At 65.7% G+C, this 17,065-nt stretch carries 17 protein-coding genes and 1 pseudogene; 11 read left to right on the top strand and 7 right to left on the bottom strand.

The features are described from left to right. Nucleotides 1-18: 18 nt before the first annotated feature. The 8 genes from AWY79_RS18925 (at nucleotide 19) to AWY79_RS02545 (ending at nucleotide 7,199) form a co-directional block, all read left to right on the top strand. Nucleotides 19-702: a sulfotransferase family 2 domain-containing protein gene (locus AWY79_RS18925; protein ID WP_066799802.1), complete on the top strand. Its 684-nt coding sequence runs from the start codon at nucleotides 19-21 to the stop codon at nucleotides 700-702. Between the two features lie 47 nt (nucleotides 703-749). Continuing rightward, complete coding sequence (locus tag AWY79_RS02515; RefSeq protein WP_066799805.1) at nucleotides 750-1,634, top strand: class I SAM-dependent methyltransferase; 885 nt, start codon at nucleotides 750-752, stop codon at nucleotides 1,632-1,634. A 274-nt stretch (nucleotides 1,635-1,908) separates the two neighbouring features. Further along, entirely contained in the window at nucleotides 1,909-2,904 is a 996-nt protein-coding gene (locus tag AWY79_RS02520) for a glycosyltransferase family 61 protein (RefSeq protein ID WP_158509836.1), read from the top strand. A 55-nt stretch (nucleotides 2,905-2,959) separates the two neighbouring features. After that, nucleotides 2,960-3,574 (top strand): sulfotransferase family 2 domain-containing protein, encoded by a 615-nt coding sequence (locus AWY79_RS02525; protein WP_066799813.1) that lies wholly within the window; start codon nucleotides 2,960-2,962, stop codon nucleotides 3,572-3,574. Between the two features lie 79 nt (nucleotides 3,575-3,653). Continuing rightward, nucleotides 3,654-3,929, top strand: a complete 276-nt coding sequence (locus AWY79_RS02530) for a hypothetical protein (protein WP_158509837.1) — start codon at nucleotides 3,654-3,656, stop codon at nucleotides 3,927-3,929. Between the two features lie 3 nt (nucleotides 3,930-3,932). After that, complete coding sequence (locus tag AWY79_RS02535; RefSeq protein WP_066799819.1) at nucleotides 3,933-4,805, top strand: sulfotransferase family protein; 873 nt, start codon at nucleotides 3,933-3,935, stop codon at nucleotides 4,803-4,805. Further along, the gene (locus AWY79_RS02540; RefSeq protein ID WP_066799824.1) at nucleotides 4,805-5,782 is read left to right on the top strand and encodes a hypothetical protein; all 978 of its coding nucleotides are present in this window, start codon (nucleotides 4,805-4,807) and stop codon (nucleotides 5,780-5,782) included. Before AWY79_RS02535 ends, AWY79_RS02540 begins: the two co-directional genes overlap by 1 nt. An 85-nt stretch (nucleotides 5,783-5,867) precedes the next feature. Then, on the top strand, nucleotides 5,868-7,199 hold the full coding sequence (locus AWY79_RS02545; protein ID WP_066799827.1) for a hypothetical protein: 1,332 nt from the start codon (nucleotides 5,868-5,870) through the stop codon (nucleotides 7,197-7,199). A 22-nt stretch (nucleotides 7,200-7,221) separates the two neighbouring features. On the opposite strand, the gene AWY79_RS02550 is transcribed toward AWY79_RS02545, so the two are convergent. The 7 genes and pseudogenes from AWY79_RS02550 to AWY79_RS19600 form a co-directional block, all read right to left on the bottom strand. After that, entirely contained in the window at nucleotides 7,222-8,169 is a 948-nt protein-coding gene (locus AWY79_RS02550) for a sulfotransferase family protein (protein ID WP_066799830.1), read from the bottom strand. After that, on the bottom strand, nucleotides 8,166-8,945 hold the full coding sequence (locus AWY79_RS02555; RefSeq protein ID WP_066799833.1) for a hypothetical protein: 780 nt from the start codon (nucleotides 8,943-8,945) through the stop codon (nucleotides 8,166-8,168). Before AWY79_RS02555 ends, AWY79_RS02550 begins: the two co-directional genes overlap by 4 nt. Further along, entirely contained in the window at nucleotides 8,939-9,739 is an 801-nt protein-coding gene (locus tag AWY79_RS02560; RefSeq protein WP_066799835.1) for an acylneuraminate cytidylyltransferase family protein, read from the bottom strand. The genes AWY79_RS02555 and AWY79_RS02560 overlap by 7 nt, the downstream gene beginning before the upstream one ends. After that, nucleotides 9,736-10,908 (bottom strand): glycosyltransferase family 2 protein, encoded by a 1,173-nt coding sequence (locus tag AWY79_RS02565; RefSeq protein ID WP_158509838.1) that lies wholly within the window; start codon nucleotides 10,906-10,908, stop codon nucleotides 9,736-9,738. The genes AWY79_RS02560 and AWY79_RS02565 overlap by 4 nt, the downstream gene beginning before the upstream one ends. Nucleotides 10,909-10,960: 52 nt before the next feature. Beyond that, the gene (locus AWY79_RS02570) at nucleotides 10,961-11,761 is read right to left on the bottom strand and encodes a glycosyltransferase family 2 protein (protein WP_066799839.1); all 801 of its coding nucleotides are present in this window, start codon (nucleotides 11,759-11,761) and stop codon (nucleotides 10,961-10,963) included. 243 nt (nucleotides 11,762-12,004) lie between these two features. After that, nucleotides 12,005-12,667 (bottom strand): acyltransferase, encoded by a 663-nt coding sequence (locus tag AWY79_RS19565; RefSeq protein WP_269465351.1) that lies wholly within the window; start codon nucleotides 12,665-12,667, stop codon nucleotides 12,005-12,007. A 223-nt stretch (nucleotides 12,668-12,890) separates the two neighbouring features. Continuing rightward, a pseudogene (locus tag AWY79_RS19600) lies at nucleotides 12,891-13,661 on the bottom strand (Gfo/Idh/MocA family protein); the annotation flags it as partial. 65 nt (nucleotides 13,662-13,726) lie between these two features. On the opposite strand from AWY79_RS19600, the gene AWY79_RS02580 reads away from it, so the two are divergent. The 3 genes from AWY79_RS02580 to AWY79_RS02590 all read left to right on the top strand — a co-directional run bounded on the left by AWY79_RS02580 (nucleotide 13,727) and on the right by AWY79_RS02590 (nucleotide 16,957). Next, a complete protein-coding gene (locus tag AWY79_RS02580) occupies nucleotides 13,727-14,749 on the top strand; it encodes an elongator complex protein 3 (protein ID WP_066799841.1) in 1,023 nt (340 codons plus the stop codon). Between the two features lie 127 nt (nucleotides 14,750-14,876). Further along, a complete protein-coding gene (locus tag AWY79_RS02585; RefSeq protein ID WP_066799843.1) occupies nucleotides 14,877-16,007 on the top strand; it encodes an amidohydrolase family protein in 1,131 nt (376 codons plus the stop codon). Between the two features lie 20 nt (nucleotides 16,008-16,027). Continuing rightward, on the top strand, nucleotides 16,028-16,957 hold the full coding sequence (locus AWY79_RS02590; RefSeq protein ID WP_066799846.1) for an aspartate carbamoyltransferase catalytic subunit: 930 nt from the start codon (nucleotides 16,028-16,030) through the stop codon (nucleotides 16,955-16,957). Nucleotides 16,958-17,065: the final 108 nt, after the last annotated feature.

Consider the following 17,065-nt stretch of genomic DNA (forward strand, 5'->3'; position numbering starts at 1 on the left):
CCGAAATGGAGGTTGGTCGTGTGCATCATCAACAACACTAAGAAAGTCATCTTTATACATATCCCAAAGGCCGCCGGGACGTCCGTCGCCATGTTCTTCTCCAATTACAGCCGGTATTGCGACCTGGAGGTCGGGGCCACGTATCTGGGCGAAGCGCTTCAGCTCGAATACTACAAGCGGTTCAAGCTCAGGAAGCATTCCACAGTGCACGAAATCCAGACGGTCATGGGTGTGGAGCGTTTCGCGGGTTACAAGACGTTCGTTTTCGTGAGGAATCCGTATGACAGGCTGTTTTCAGCCTACAAATTCTTGCGAAAATGGTCCCAGTGGGACGGATACGACACGTTCAGGAAGTACAAGTCATACGCGGAATTCGTGGAATCGGGGGAGTGGAAGACCGACATGGGACCGGATCAGCTTTTTCTGCCCCAGGTCAGCTGGTTGAGAGAGAGAGGCAATGGGCCCCTCATCGGCGTCGATCATGTCTGCAAGGTTGAAAACATGAATGTTGAAATCGACAGAGTCTGCGGTCTGCTCGGGGTGGACAGGAAAAAAGGAGGGACTATCCCGAAACTAAACAGGATAACCACCTGCGAAAAAAACATGCTGCCTGCAAAATGTCTCAAGATGATACGTCTACACTATGCCATTGATTTCGATTTCTTCGGCTATGACACCGACTACGGTCGGTACGTGATGTGATGTCGGTCGGTCAGGACAATTGCCGACACGGCGTATTCGGAGGAAACATGCCGACCCAACTCAAGGAAAACCAGATCCTGCACAGCGCCGCGACGCTCCCCGGGACTGAATACCCAGCGGAAATATATGCCAGAATTTCCAGCTTTGAACTCTGGAAATCCTATTTCACCCAAAACAAGTTCATCAATACGCCGCAGTATCTCGGCGCCCTCGTCGACGTCATCCGGCGTCAGGGGTTCCACTGCCCCTTCCATCTCCGCCATGTCGCCCCGGACGAAATCCAGTTCGGCTCCAACTACCGCGAGGGCATTTGCCACGGCGGGCTGAACAGCCGCCAACGCGCGGTCTGGCTCGAACTGAGCCGCTTCCAGGGGGAACGGCCCGACAGGGAGATGCGGATATACGCCCCGGAGGCCGTCACCGATTTCGCCCTGCTGCTGCGGGGCCGTTACGTGAAGTTCATCGGCTCGGAGTACGCCCCGTCGCCCGAGGACCAGGCCGCCCTCTATCCCATCCGCCACGAGAACCTGCAGAAGCTCAGCTTTCCCGACGGCGCATTCGACGCTGTGGTGGTCAACGACGTGCTGGAACACGTCCCCGACGTGGACCTCTGCCTGAGCGAGGTGGCCAGGGTGCTGCGCCCCGGCGGCGCGCTGATCACCACCTTCCCCTTCGCCATGGGCAATCCGGAGTCCCTCATCAAGGCGCGGCTGACCGAGGACGGGATCGAGTACCTGGACGAACCCCAGTACCACGGCAATCCCGTGGACCCCAAGGGCAGCCTGGTCTTCGAGATTCCCGGCTGGAACATCTTGAGGCGCGCCAGGGCGAGCGGGTTCTCCTCCGCGGAGATGGTCTACGAGACCTCGCTGGCCCACGCGGTGGCCGGCGGCGGGTTTTCCGGGATCTTCACCCTGGTGGCCCGGCGCTGACGGACCGCAGGCGCAAGAACGTCATACAAGGAATCAAGGGCCATCCCGGCGAGCGGGATCGGCCCCTCGAAGGAATGCATCGATGCAACGGAAACACGGATTGCCGGTAGTGGATATAGACACCATCGTCATACAGGGTCTGCCCAGGCCCGACGACGTCGACATTCAAGTGCTGGGAAAAAGCGTACCGACCGGACGATGGGCGTCCGGCAAGGTCCTCGACATGACGCTTCAAAGCCCCCGCTGGGAGCCCCTTCCCGCGAGGAACCAGAGAATGACCACCCCGCCGACGCTGCTCGGGATCGAAGACGCCATTGTCACCGGCAGAAGCGCCATTCTGACGGCGCAGGGGCGGGCCGTGGTCGGCACGTCGTTGATCCATGACGTGAACAACGAAAACAAGCTGTTGGCCGGCGCTGCGGAAGTGATCCCCCACAAACAGGATTTCCGCCGCCTACCCAAGGCGTTCATGCTGGCCCAGGCCGGCGACAGCATCTACGGGCATTGGCTGCTGGATCTCCTGCCGCAGGCCGTGGTCGGGCGCGACAACCTGCCCCCGGACGTCCCTTTTCTGGTCCGCAGGAACATACCGGAGTATGCCGTCCGCCTGCTTGAGCGCATCGGCATCCCCGAAAAACGGCTCTTGAGGGAAATGCCCCCAATGGGACCTCGGCACGAACTGGAGGACTGCCTGCGGGTTGGCACCCTGTATGCGGCAACCTGTGCGCGCAACAACACCTACCTGGACCGTAGCCGGGGTGAAGTCTACGACCAGCTCCTATCCATGGCGACGAAAACGCCCGCGGTCAGGGCGGACAGGGTATTCATCAGCCGGACCGCCTTTCACCAGGCCGAGCCGAACAAGGCGAAGCGGAGGATGATCAACGCGGCCCAGGTGGAAGGAATCTTCAGCCAGCTCGGGTTCGCCTGCGTGCAGCCGGAAAAGCTCCCCTTCCCGGACCAGGTCGCCCTGTTCTATCACGCTGGCATCATTGCGGGCGAGGACGGCAGCGCCCTGCACAACGCCATTTGGAGCAAGCCCGGATCGACGTTGATTTGTCTCATGTCGCCCCTGCGCGAAAACGAGATACACCACGCCGTGGCCGAGACCAAGGCGCTCCATTTCCGGCTTCTCAAGGGACGGTTGAACGATGACGTGGCCAAGGGCTTGAAACTGGGTTCCGTGACCCCGGCCGAGGCCCACGTCGCACCATGGACGATTGATCCGAGGGCGCTCAAGGAAGCGCTCACCTGCCGGGATTTCGCATGACCGCCCGCGCGGCGGCGTGGCGGTGAAAACGCAACAACAGGTCGGAGGCTGTACCATGCCGGTTTTCATAAAGGACAACATGTACGTGCTCTATCTCCACGTGCCGAAGACGGGGGGATCGACCATCGTCAGCTTCTTCAAGAGAAACGGATTCGACATCAAGTATCTCGATACCGGCGAGCCGGGGACCATCAACAAGGTCACCCATTGTTCCCCCCAGCACCTCCACTGCGCGGACCTGGCCCGGATTTTCGATTTCTCGAAATTTTCCTTCATATTCACGACGGTGCGCAATCCCATGAACCGGATGAAGAGCGAATACCTGATGCGTAATCGTGGACGGGTGAAAATGGGCTTCGACGACTGGGTGGACGACACCCTGAAAAAATACGGGGAGAACAACTACCTGTTCGACAACCACATCCGTCCGCAGTCCGCATATTACCTAGAGTCGGCCATCATATACCGGCAGGAGGACCGGTACGACGACGTCTGGGCCGAGGACATCGCGGAGCGTATCGGATTCCCGCTCATCGCCCGGGTGCAGAGCTCGCTGGTGCGGAAGAAGATCGACAACGTCACCGTCGACGACGTTGTGCCGGAACCCTCCACCGCGGACAGGATACGGGAATTCTACAAAGAGGACTTCGCACTTTTCGAATACGCCTAGGCCGCGGCGCGAAGAAGCCGCGCACGTCCCTGCAGGGAGTGCGGGAAAGCCGGGCAGCCGACGATACAGGAGAACGATGATGCAGACATTCAACGAGATAGTGGACCGCTTCGCCCGGGCCATCCCCGATTTCAGCTTCGTGGTCATCGGGGCAAACGACGGGATGGCCAGGGTGGACATGTTCTCCATCGATGTCGAAGGGTATGACTTCAACATCATCAAGATGATCGATTTCGAACGCGGCAAGCTGGGGGAGCAGAAGCAGCTGTGCGAGCGGCTGCTGCGGGCCCATGGCTACCAGCTGCACCACCACGGGCTGGACACGCTGGCCTATCTGGATTCACGGGAGGATTGATACATGAGCGACATCACACAGCGCCCCGTCATCATGCTGGGATGCCAGCGTTCCGGCACCACGTACCTGGCCAAGGTCCTCGGCCTCCACGAGAAGGGCTTCTTCTGGAGCGAGGCCACGGTGTTCCGGTACATGGTCCTGTTCTTCTGGAACTACATCCGTGACCGGGGGTCCTTCCGCCAGCCCAGGTTCATGGAGGTCCTCCACATGCTCAAGGCCCCGCGCGGCATGCCCATCGACGCGCAGGGGGAGAAGATCCTGGCCAGCTTCGAGCGGACGCTCCTCGGCTACTTCAACGACGGGCGTCTCGAGGCATGGGCGGACAAGGGCCAAAAGCGGGAATTTCTCCAGGCGCTGTCCTACGACACCATGACCCTCGGCGCGTCCGAGGTGGCCTACTGGGGGGACAAGTACCCGGAATACGTGTTCCAGATCCCCGAACTCGTGGACCTGTTCCCCGAGGCGCGGTTCGTCTTCGTCATCCGCAACCCCTATGCCGTGGCCGAATCCCTGGTCCGGCACCTCAACCCCAGGGACCGGGTGGCGGGCGGCATGCGCTTCACCCTCAAGGACTGCTGGGACCAGTGGTTCGACTGGAACCGCGTCTGGATCGAGAACCACGAGCTGATCCCGGCCGAGAACCGGTTCGTGATCCGCTACGAGGAGTTCCTGCTGGATACAGGACGCGTCATGGGGGACCTCTCGGCCTTCATGGACGTGGACCTGACGGCCTCGCCCGGCATCCGAGGCGAGCTGAAGGCGATCCAGCCGCACAACCTGGACAAGTGGAAGAAGACCGACGTGTACGAGCAGCTCAGACACATGCCGGTGGCCCCCGACCAGGTGAAGGTCTTCGACTATTACGGCGGGTTGTGATGCACATCGTCCTCCTGACCAGCGAACAGGCCAACGCGAGGGAGCGCATCCTTATCACCGAGGGCCTTCTGGCGCATCGAGAGCTCGACCTCTCCTTCAACCGGGCGGAATCCGTCATGGGCAAAACAGTGACCGAGGCCGCCCCGGACATCCATGCCGCGCTGGAAACCTGCGACTACATCTTCCAGTTCGAGGACGAGCACTTCTTCGACGAGGATATCAAGGCGTTCATCCGGGAGCGGGACCTGTACCGCAAGCTCGTGTACCTGGACTTCAAGGACAGCCCGCGAATCGAGATGGACAAGCTCGCCCGGTCCCATCGCTACTTCAAGCGGTCGTGGCCCCGCGAGGTCCCGCCCAACGCCCGGTTCATCCGCATCGGCAAGCATACGGTCCACCCCATCGCCTACGGCGCGCTGAAGTCGTATTTCAACCCCGGCTTCCGGTCCGGGGAGTTCGCCTTCGACATCTCCTACATGTTCCCTGAGAACGTGAAGGGAAAGCGCAAGGCGGTCAGAGACATCATCGCCGACTACGATTTCGGTGACCTGCGCGTGAACATGGGCGTGACCACCACCGACGGCGGGATCGGGCGCCGGTCCATCACCAAGGCGGCGGACGATTCCCCCTGGGCCGCGTACTACCGGGCCCTGAACGCGTCCAAGATCGTCTTCACCGTGCTGCCCAACGACTGGGACGGCGATTCGAGGACCTGGGAGGCCCTGGCCGGACAGGGAATGGCCTTTCTCGACCGGCCGGTCCTGCCCTTCGAGAACCGTATCGAGCACCTGCGCCACGCCTACCTCTTCGACGCCTTCAGCGAGCAGTCGGTCCTGGAGGCGCTGGCCGCGGCGGTGGACCTGCTTCGCAACCAGGAAGAGACCCGCGCCGCCATCGCCAGGGAGGGGACCCTGCACGCCGGGCGGTTCCACATGGGGCTGAACAGGGTTTCGTCCATCCTGTCGACCCTGACTTGAATATGAATCCGGGAGTGTTAATCCCTCGACTTGCAGGCGTGTGTCGGGTTATCCGTTGTAAATACAGAAAACATTGAAGCACGACATGCAAAAGAACAAACCGTTCGACGGCGATATCCACCGCCCCCGATCGGGCGACGATCTCGGGCGGGAACTCCGCGGCCGGGGATCTTCCCAGGGCGAGGTCCGGTCCATGGGGCCGATGCCCCACCCCGACTTCGACCCGCTGTCCTACATCCTCGCCCACCCGGAAACGGACTTTTCGGATCTCGACCCGGTCCGCCATTTCGCCGCCCGCCCGGGTACGACCTTGCCGCCGCCGCTGTCGAGCCTGTTTCCGGGCCTGGACCTCCACCCGTACCATGCGTCGAAAAGCGACTCCAACCTGTCGGAGCACGACGCCTGCACCACCAAACAGTCTCGCCGCTTCGCCCTGGCCGAGACCGTCTCCTTTGCGCACAACGGGAACAGATACGAGCTGAAGGCTCCGCCCGCCGAGGCATTCCGAGACAGGATCCTGTCCGGGGAGGGGTTCGTCTTCTACAAGCACCCTCACGGGTTCTGGACCTGCATGCGCATCCTGAACAAAGCCATGCACGAGTTGAGGGAACGGCTCGGGACCAACACCGTCTCCGAGCGGGAACTGTGCAACGGTGCGGCCCGGCTCGCCTGGCAGCTGCTGGAGAACACCCCGTTCAGGAATCTCTTCATCCATAACTTCATGCACGACCTCGCCGGATACGTCCGCTCCCCCCTACGCGGCAATGTCTGGCGGGGCGTGGCCTTCAAAGGCTACCCGACTCTGGACGGGCGGCTGTTCGTCTTCCCCGACCAGGATGCCGAGAACAACGACATCTGCAGGCAGCAGCTGGACGCCTTCGCCGAATGCATAGCTCCCTCCGAGGAGCTGATCGACGGGACAGTCATGAAGCGCTGGGTGGTCAGCGGGGGAATAAAGGAATTCCCGACCTGGATCAGGGACAACCCGGTGGCCGTGGTCGGCCCGGTCTGGTTCTCCTCCCTGGGCAGCCGGATGAGACTCGCCGATTTCACGCTCATCCGCATAGCGCACACGGACAGCTTCGCGGCCCGGTTCGACATCCTGCGAAGAATACGGGCGTTTCTGGACGAAAAGTCCGGGCGCAAACACCCCCCCGTGGTCCTCTTCCACTGCGGCGGCTCCCTGGCGTGCTGGCTGATTTTCCGGTTGTTCCCGAAGTATCCCCGGTCCTTGCTCCTGGATTTCGGACAGGCGCTGCTGGCCTGGCTCCTGGACGAGCCCTGGTACGGGCTGACATGGAAAGAAATCTACCTCAAGGCAATGATCGAGAACATGGGGTTGGAAAACCTCTACCGAGAATTGGCAGGCCCCCACTACGAGCCGTGGCTGGAGTCCGCCGCCGAAGCAATCCCTTGAGAAATCCGTCGTCGGCCCCTGCCTAGCCCGTTTGTTCCCGCGCCCCTCCCGGGTCTCCGTTCCCCTCTTCGGTCCCTACTCCATTCAACACGTTCTTCTGCGCTTCCGGCGCGTAAGGCAGCAACCCCAGCCCGAAAGGACCGGCATCCGCGCGTCCGCCGGGGTCCGTGCGTTCGGCTATTGCGCGGGCGTCGCTGGAAGATATTACGGTCCCGTGGCCGTAGTCGGTCAGGGTGCGATAGAGCTCGGCCACCTCGGGGCAGTCCGCGCAGGCGTCCTTCAGGTCGTCCGGGGACAGGGTGTAGTGCTTGAGATCGCGGCTCAGGAATTGGGCGGCGAACTCCTCGCCCGAGCCGTCGCCGTCCAAGCCCAGGAATCCCCGAAGGACATCGAGGGTGCCGAGCGGGTCGGCCAGGATGCTTTCAAAGGAAAGGAGCAGCATTCCCCGGTCCGCGAGGTTGCGCAGCACGGCGTGGTTGTGGGCGAACCACAGCTTCAGGCCCAGCTCCACCGGAACCTGGTGGATGCCGTTCAGGGACCGCGCGGCCTCCAGGGGATTGCGGAACGGGACGATGACCGACGGAATGACGTTGTGCGCCTCGAAGGCCTCCCGCCAGAGCGGGTAGGTCAGGCAGAAGCGCGGGTCCTTGCAGCCGGTGACGCCGGACTCCACGAACTTTTCCCGGACCACGTCCGCGCAGTGATTTTCCGCGTACGCGAGGGCCGGGGCCGGGGTGAACCCCTCGGGCCGCAGCCGCCCGAAGGCGGAGTCCCCGGTCAACGCCTCCAGCATGGCCCGGTTGTGGTCCACGATGGCCATGTCCTCGAAATACCCGCGCGGGTTGTCCGGACTCTCCTCCATGAGGTCGTCGCCGAAGTGGAGCCCCAGGGACAGGACCGCCCTGGCCGCCACGCTGGTGCCCGAGCGGTGCATGCCCGCCACGAGCGCTATGGTCTTCGGGTTTGTCATGGCCAACGCCTCCCGATCCGGGCCAGCCCGGCGATGGCGCCAATGTCCGGGGGAACGCTCTCGCCCATGTCGAAGAGCGGCAACTGGAAGAATGGGGGCAGGTCCGCGAGGTATTCCGTCTCCGAGGCAAAGAGCACGGCTTCTTCCGGACCGGCGAGGCCGGCGGGAACCGCCCGGAGCGCGCCGTCACAGTGGAGCAGCTCGGCCACGTCCTGGGACCCGGCGGGTTTGGCCCGGTCCAGGCCGGGGGTGTCCCGGTAGATCCGCCCGTCCACCGACTCCCGTTGGCCGGAACAGGCGTCCAGGCGTATGGACGAGCCGCACAGGCGTGCGACATCCACGGCCCGGCACTGCCAGAGCGGATGGGTCAGGGTGGTGAACGGCACGGCGGACCACGCACCGCCTTGGACGGCAGGGTCGAGAAGCGCCAGCCCCCGGCAGAAGCCGAGCAGCCTCTCGGCGGAAATCCTGCCCTTGAGCGGGCGCAGGATTACCTGCCAGCCGCTCGCGCCCTGTCTCTCGCCTTCCGACGGGCGCAGGGCGTCCCGCTCGGCCCGGTCCCGGTCGCCCGCCAACAGTCGGCGCAGGCTCATCCGGCCTCGGGCGTCCAGGAACGGATAGTCGTGGGCGGCGAGGACCGCGCCCGGCCCGAGCATGGGCGCGGATCGGATCAGCTCCACGGCGTACTCCAGGGCGAACCGGCCGATGGGTTCGCAGCGCAGCAGCTCCTGCTCGCGGGCGGTGTCCGCCGCAAAGGAAACATGGGCGGTCAGCATGGCAGCTCCATCCCGAAGTCGTAGGCCCCTGCGGCCAGGATCGATTCGGCCAGCTCCCAGTCGCGGTCCGTGTCGATGTCGATGAGCTCCACGGGGTTGCGGATGATCTCGTGGTGCCGCCAGAACCGTTTGTCCGCGTCCAGGGCGTAGCCCAGGAACGTGCCCGTGGCCTTGTAGAAGACCAGCCCCTGATCCCGGTCCAGGGAGACGGACCGCCCGCCCGGCGCGTAGACCCGGCCCGGCGGCGGGGTGATCCGGTTGACCGCCACGCAGCTGCCCGCCCCGCGCAGGACCTCAACATACCGCCTGAGGGTCGCACCGTTGCGGAAGGGCGAGGTGGGATACATCTCCACCCAATAGCCCGCGGGATACCCCTCCTGAAGGACCTTCCTGGCCGCGTAGTAGGACGCCAGCCCCGGAGAGACGTCCGGGCGGGCCAGCTCCCCGGGCCGGATAAAGGGGCATTCCGCGCCGAACGCCTCTCCGATCCGACAATATTCCTCGCTGTCGGTGTTCAGGATGACCCGGTCCGCGCCGAGCGCCCTGGCCGCCAGGATGGTGTACCCGATCAGGGGGATGCCGCCCAACCTGCGCACGTTCTTGTCCCGGATGCGGGTGGACCCGGCCCGCGCCCCGATGTGGACCACCAGCTTGTCGTGGACCGCGTTGTCCGTGAAATTCTCCGCATACGAAACCGGCGTGCCGGGAAAGAAGCGGTCCCTGACGTCCTCGAAGGTGGCCAAGGGGAGCGTTGCCAGGGTGCTCGTGGCAGTCGTGGTGGTCGTGGCGCTCATGAACACCCTCCGGCGCGGGCCAGCGCGCGCAGCGATGTCTCGAACTCGTCGAAATCCCGCCGGGTAAAGGGGTCGGCCAGGGAGAGCGCGGCGGCGTAGCCCGCGCCCGATGCACCGTCCCGCGTCCCGTCGGTGAGCAGCGCGCACGGCGGACCGGGCTTTGGGACGTACCGGCGCGGGCCGGGAACGGCCAGCACCAGGTCGCACCCGTCCATGGTCCTGTCCCAGTCCGGGACGGCGTGGATGCGGACCCGGTGGCCCCGGCGGCACAGCTCGCGGGCCAGCCCTTCGGCCCGGAGGGTCGCAGGCGGCGGCGCGGCGCGCTTGTCCTCGGCCGGAATCTTGAGGACGATGGACAGCGGGTCGCTCGCGATCAACCGCTCGGACTCCGGGAAATCGTAATTGAAGTCGTCCTGGACCAGCCGGTCCAGCCAGCGGTCCAGGGTCCGCTGCGTGTTGGCCCGGCAGTGGGCCATGCGTCCCTCGGACTGGCTCTCATGGTGGGTGACCACGCTGTCCGGGCGGTAGACCGACCGCAACCCGGCCTCGGCGTAGCGCAGGCAGAGGTCCACGTCCTCGTGGCCGTTGACGTACCCCTCGTCGAACCCGCCGAGCGCCAGGAACTCCTCCCTGCGAACGGCCATGCACGCCCCGGTGACCATGGGGAAGGCGCGCCGCCCGCTGACCAGGGGGTCGTCCGGCGCTGCGCCGAGAAAGACGTGATAGGGGATGTTCCAGCGGTTGACGCACACGCCCGCGTGCTGGACCGTGCCGTCCGGGTAGAGGAGCTTGGCCCCGGCCACGCCGGTCTCCGGGTGGTCGGCCAGCTCCGCCGCCAGGGGGGCGAGCCAGTTTTCGTGGACCACGGTGTCGTTGTTCAGGAACACGACCACCCCGCCCCGCGCGGCGCGCGCGCCCTGGTTGCACGCCTTGGCGAACCCCTGGTTGTCCGCATTGGTCAGCACGGTCACGGGCAGGGCCGCGGAACCGGCCACGCCCCGAAGGAACGCGGCGGTGCCGTCGGCGGAGCCGTTGTCCACGAACACGACCTCCACTTCGGCGGTCCCGGTGTGCGCGACAAGGGATTCCCAGCAGGCCGCAGTCAGTTCGACGCGGTTGAACAGCGGGATGACGACGCTGGCCGCCGGGGTGGATGCGCTGGTGTCCATGTTCATCATTGTCTCACGCCGTGAACGGGTTCGGTCCCAAGGAAAGACGGCCTCATCCCCTCTGCGCCTCCAGCCACTGCCGCGCCTTCAGGGTCAGCGCCTTGGACGCTTCAAGCAACGCGTCGAACCGGTCCGGCGCGTGCAGGCCCACTTCCCGCCCCTGGTGGGAGCGCACGCTGTAGAGCGTCTTGGGGACGTGCGCGAACCGCGCGCCGTTCATGGCGAACCGCAGGTGCAGCTCGTGGTCGTCCGCCTTGCACGTCTCGTCGTAGTAGCCGAGCCGCTCGTGCAGCTCGCGCCGGTAGAGGGTGGCGACCCCGCACAGATACCAGCGGCAGAAGCACGTTTCGAAGTCGTAGTCCGGGAGCTTGAATTCCCGCAGGATGCGCAGGGCGTCGTCCACCACGAACATGTCGGCGTAGGCGAAGTCCGCCTCGCCCCGGTTTAGGGGGCGGGCCAGGGTGGAAAAGAGCTGCGGATGGCAGAGGTCGTCCGAGGCCACGAAGGCGCAGTACTCGCCGGTCGCGGCGCGAAAACCCCGGTTGTAGGTCGCGGTGGAGCCGAGGTTGCGCTCGTTGCGCAGGAAGGTGATGGCCCGGTTTTTTTCGTACCGCTTGTGCTCCGCGCGGATCAGCCGCCCGGCAGTTTCGTCATGGTCGGCAACGTACGACGCGGTGTCCGTCTCCACCCCCGCCAGCCACTGCTCGATGATCTCCGCCGAGCCGTCCGTGGAGCAGTCGTCCACGATGATGATCTCCATCTCCTCGTAATCCTGGAAATAAATGGAGTCCAGACAGGCTTCGATATACCCGGCGTGGTTGTAGCTGGGGACGACGACGGAAATGCGGTTCATGCTCCTGCTCCGGAAAAAATTGCTCGGTTGCCGAATGTTTTCAGACTGCAAGATGGGTGCCGCAAACCGATACCACGTGCCTTGCCCCCGCCCGCTTTGCACCGGCCCGACGGGGAGTTCACTCTGCCGTCCGGTCCATCGGCGGTGTCCGGCGGGCCACTTTGCATATCCCGTTCTTACGGGAAAATCATTCGGTTGGTAAGTGATTTTTCCTTGACGGGAAGCCGTCCTCCGGAACCGGGATCACTTCCGGGCCAGCCCTTCTCCTGCCGTCTCGTAGCCGAGGCCGCAGGCCGGGCAGCACAGGGCGCCGTCCAGCTTCACCCCGCACTCGCAGACCCAGCCCGTGCGCCGGGCCGGATTGCCGACCACCAGGGCGTGGTCCGGCACGTCGCGGGTGACCACGGCTCCGGCCCCGACAAAGGCAAAGCGCCCCACGGTGTTGCCGCAGACCACGGTGCAGTTGCCGCCCAGGGTGGCCCCCTTGCGGACCAGGGTCGGCAGCAGCTCGTCCATGCGCGGGATGTGGGCGCGCGGGGTGCGCACGTTGGTGAAGGTCATGGACGGCCCGCAGAACACGCCGTCCTCCAGGGTCACGCCCTTGAACACCGAGACGTTGTTCTGGATCTTGCAGCCGTTCCCGATGACCGCGTCCGGCCCGGCCACCACGTTCTGGCCGATGCGGCAGTCTCGCCCCACCCGGGTGCCGGACAAAATGCGCGAGTTGTGCCAGAGGGTCGTGCCCTCGCCCACCTCGGCCCCGGGCTCCACGCTCACGGCCCCGCACCGGCCCGGGGCCGGAGTCCGGTCCTCGGAATCCAGGCACCGCTGGGCCTCGTTGAGCACGCGCAACACGCGCACGCCCTCGTCCCCGTCCGTGACCGGGACCGCGCGCGGTCCGCACACAGTCGAGGAACCGGGACAGCTCCACCTTGAGCGGCTCGGCAGCGGAGATCTCCACCCGCTCCGGCTCGCCCTTTTCCGTGCGCACCGCGCCGTGGCCGTTGTCGATGCGGTGCGGGTAGAGCCGCAGCTTGTCGGCCTGGGACAGGGTGTCGTCAAAGACCGCCATCTTGCGGTCGCCCACCACCACCAGCTTCTGCTCCTTGAACGGGTGCAGCCAGGACACGAAGACATGCGCCTTCATGCCCGAGGGAAACTCCAGGTGGGTGGTGGTCACGTCCGCCACGTCCGCGCGCAGGTAATTGCCGCCCGTGGCCGTAACCCGGCACGGCTCTTCCCCGGCCAGGGCCAGGATCATGGAGATGTCGTGGGGCGCGAAGGACCACAGGGAGTTCTCCTCCCGCCGGACCTTCCCCAGGTTGAGGCGGTTGGAGTAGACGTAGTCGATGCGCCCCAGCCCGCCCTCGCGAGCCAGCTCAAGGAGACGCTCGAACCCCGGATGATGACGCATGAGATGGCCGACCATCAGGGTCAGCCCGCGCGCCCGCGCCAGGGCCGTCAACTCGGCGGCCCCGGCCTCGGCCAGGGTCAGCGGCTTCTCCACGAAGACCCGCTTCCCGGCCAGGAGCGCCTCCCGCGCCAGCCGGTAGTGGTCGGCGGCGGGCGCGGCCACGGCCACGGCGTCCACGGCAGGGTCGGCCAGCAGCTCGGCGCGGTCCCGGCACAGCCGCACGCCCGGGCAGAGCTTTCCGGCCTCGGCCAACGCCTCCCCGTCCGGGTCGCAGACAACGGCCAGCGCGCCCAGTTCATGGAGCACGCGGACCACGTTGCGCCCCCAATATCCGGCCCCGATCACGCCCACACGGGGTGTGCGGCCCAGGGGAACGGCGCGGAATGGGGACGGCTGCATGCGGACTCCGAAACGGCTGAGGGTGGACGGTTCTCCTTCCCTAACCGATTCCCCGCCGGGAGTGCACGTTTTTTCTGCGCCCGGCATGGGCTCGTTTCCGGCGGACCGCGAGAAGCCGTGCAAAGCGGCGCGGAAACGGCTATCCTGCGCCCATGCGCTACACCCACCCGGAACCCGCCCCCTCGACCGTCCGCGTCTGGCCGGTCTTCCTGCCCTTTGCGGGTTGCCCGCACCGCTGCCTGTTCTGCGCCCAGGACAAGCAGACCGGGCGCACGGCCACGGACCTGGACGCGATCCTGCACGCGCTGGAATCGGACCTCCGGGACGCGCTGGACCAGGGACGCGGCCCCTACGAGCTGGCCTTCTACGGCGGCACGTTCACGGCCCTGCCCACGCCCTATCCCGAGACCTTCCTCTCCCTGGCCGCCCGCTTCCGCGAGGCCGGGCTGGTCACCCGCGTGCGCTGCTCCACCCGGCCCGACTGCGTGGCCCCGGACACCCTCTCCCGGCTCCGGGCGCTGGGGTTGGACCTGGTGGAGCTGGGCATCCAGTCCTTTGACGACCTGGCCCTGGAGGCCTCGGGCCGGGGGTACTCCGGCGAGGCCGCGAAAAAGGGGTGCGCGCTGGTCCGGGAGGCGGGCCTGGCGCTCGGCATCCAGCTCCTGCCCGGACTGCCCGGCGACCGACCCGGCCTGTTCCGGGAGGACATCCGGCTGGCGGCGGACCTGGAACCCGAGACCGCCCGGCTCTATCCCTGCCTGGTGGTGCGCGGGACCCCCCTGGCGCGGGCCTGGGAGCGCGGCGAATACGTCCCCTGGACCACGGAGCGGGCCGTGACCGAGCTGGCCGAGGCGCTGCGCGTGCTCTGGGCGCGAAGGGTGCGGGTCATCCGCATGGGGCTGGCCCCGGAGGAGACCCTGGACGAAAGCGTCCTGGCCGGACCGCATCACCCGGCCCTGGGGCAGTCCGCGCGCGGCCTGGCCCTGCTCTCCCTGGTGCGCGAAAAGGTCCGGGAACTGGGGGGCAAACCCGTCTCCCTGACCGTGCCCCGCCGCTACTCCGGCGAGCTGTACGGCCACGCCGGGGAGCTCAAACCGGCCTATTTCGAGCTCGGGCTGCCCGAGACCGCCGTCCGCTTTGCCGACGGGCCGGATTTCGTCCTTCGCCGGGCCTGAAACAGGCAGTTTGCGCCCATTCTTTCCTTTACCCCGGCACCAAAACATACTACGAAATATTCTCAGCCCGTGCGCGGGCACTTCACCAGAGACAGACAACCGACAGCAGGGGAGCAGACGAAACCGGATGGTTGAACTCGTTCGTGCGGCCAAGGCCGCGACCATGACCCCCGGCGCACCCGTCATGAAGGACGCCGGAATCCTCGTCAGCCAGGGGATCATCAAGGAAGTCGGGACCTTTTCCGACCTCGCCAAAGACCATTCCGGAGAGATTCTGGACCTCGGCGACAAGTTCGTCTGCCCCGGCCTGATCAACGCCCATTCCCATCTCGAACTGGCCCACCTGAAGGGCAAATGCCCGGCCGGAAAAGGGTTCGTCACCTGGGTCGAGGATCTGCTGCGCCAACCCATCTTCGACCTGGAGCCGGACGCGCTCGCGGAGGCCGTGGACGAGTTGAAGCGAACCGGCACCGTAATGGTGGGAGACATCGCCACCCGTTTCGCCAAGGAGATGGCCGGAGCACTCGAAGCTTCCGGCCTTTTTTTCGCGGTCTTCTGCGAGGCCATCGGCGAGACCGTGCCCAAGCGGACCTTCATCCCGTCCGGCGAGTTCCGGTCCGGGTTCCTGTCCGTGGCGGGCCACGCCCTGTACACCACCCACGCGGATGTCCTGCGCGCCGCCAAGAAGGAGACCCTGGACAAGGGGCTGCCCTTCTCCCTGCACCTGGCCGAACACGACGACGAGTCGGCGATCATGGCGGGCGAGCCGAGCGCGTTCCTGGACCTGCTCCAGGCACGCGGGCGGCTCATGGACTTCACCCCGCCGAAAAAGCGTCCGGTGCAGCGCGCCGCCGAGCTGGGGCTGCTCGACGAGTCCACCCTGGCCGTGCACTGCGTCAAGGTCACGGACGAGGACATCGAGACCGTGCGCGCGTCCGGGGCCACGGTCTGCCTCTGCCCGCGCTCCAACGAGTTCATCGGCGTGGGCCGCGCGCCGTGGGAAAAATGGTTCGCGTCCGGCACCCCGCTCTGCCTCGGCACCGACTCCCTGGCCTCGAACACCGACCTCGACCTGTGGAACGAGGCCCGCTACCTCAAGGAACATTTCCACGGCGAGCTGCCGCTCACCGACCTGCTCGCCATGCTCACCCGGAACCCGGCCCGCATCCTGGGCGCGGGCCATACCCTCGGCACGTTGGAACCGGGCAAGGCCGCAGCCTTCGCCCTGGTTCCGGAATCGATACAATCGCTATTTTAGGATGGCGGAGGCGTAAACGTATGAAATGGTTACATAAAGACTTGTTGGACGTGTCCCAGCTTTCCCGCTCGGAGGTCATGGCGATCTTCGAGACCGCAGGGCGGTTCCAGGAGTTGCAGGAACGGCCGGTCAAGAAGGTGCCGACCCTCAAGGGGCGCAGCGTGATCCTCTTCTTCGCCGAGCCGTCCACGCGCACCAAGACGAGCTTCGACGTGGCCGGAAAGCGGCTGTCCGCCGACACCTTCTCCCTGGCCACCAGCTCCTCCAGCCTGACCAAGGGCGAATCCCTCAAGGACACCGCCCTGACGCTCCAGGCCATGGCCCCGGACGCCATCGTCATCCGCCATTGGTGCTCGGGCGCGGCCCGGTTCCTGGCCGACCGGCTGGAGTGCTCGGTGATCAACGCGGGCGACGGCCGCCACGCCCACCCCACCCAGGCGCTGCTCGACTCCTTCACCCTGCACCAGGAGTGGGGCGACCTGACCGGCAAGACCGTGCTCATCCTGGGCGACATCGCCCACTCGCGCGTGGCCCGCTCCAACGTCATCCTGCTGCGCAAGCTCGGCGCGAACGTGCGCATCTGCGGCCCGCGCACCCTGCTCCCCCCGGCCCTGAACACCTGGCCGGTCAAGGTCTTCTCGGACCTGAGCGAGGCCGTCAAGGGCGTGGACGCGGTCATGTGCCTGCGCCTCCAGCTGGAACGCCAGAAGGACGGGCTGCTGCCCGACCTGCGCGAATACGCCCGGACCTTCGGCCTGGGGCTGAAACACGTGGAGCTGGCCAACCCGGACGTGCGCATCCTGCACCCCGGCCCCCTGAACCGGGGCGTGGAGATCAACTCCGAGCTGGCCGACACCGCCAACTCCCTGATCCTCGACCAGGTCGCCAGCGGCGTGGTCGTGCGCATGGCCCTGCTCTTCCTGTACATGACCCGGAAGGGCGAGGAATAGGAACAGGGGAAGCCGCCTGCGGCGGCGTTGTCGGGTGATTTCGCCTCCGGCGGGCAAAGGGCCAACCCTTTGCAATCCCGATGTCGCCTCCGGCGAAGGTGATTATTT

It is taken from the genome of Pseudodesulfovibrio indicus, from assembly GCF_001563225.1.
Classification (GTDB): domain Bacteria; phylum Desulfobacterota; class Desulfovibrionia; order Desulfovibrionales; family Desulfovibrionaceae; genus Pseudodesulfovibrio; species Pseudodesulfovibrio indicus.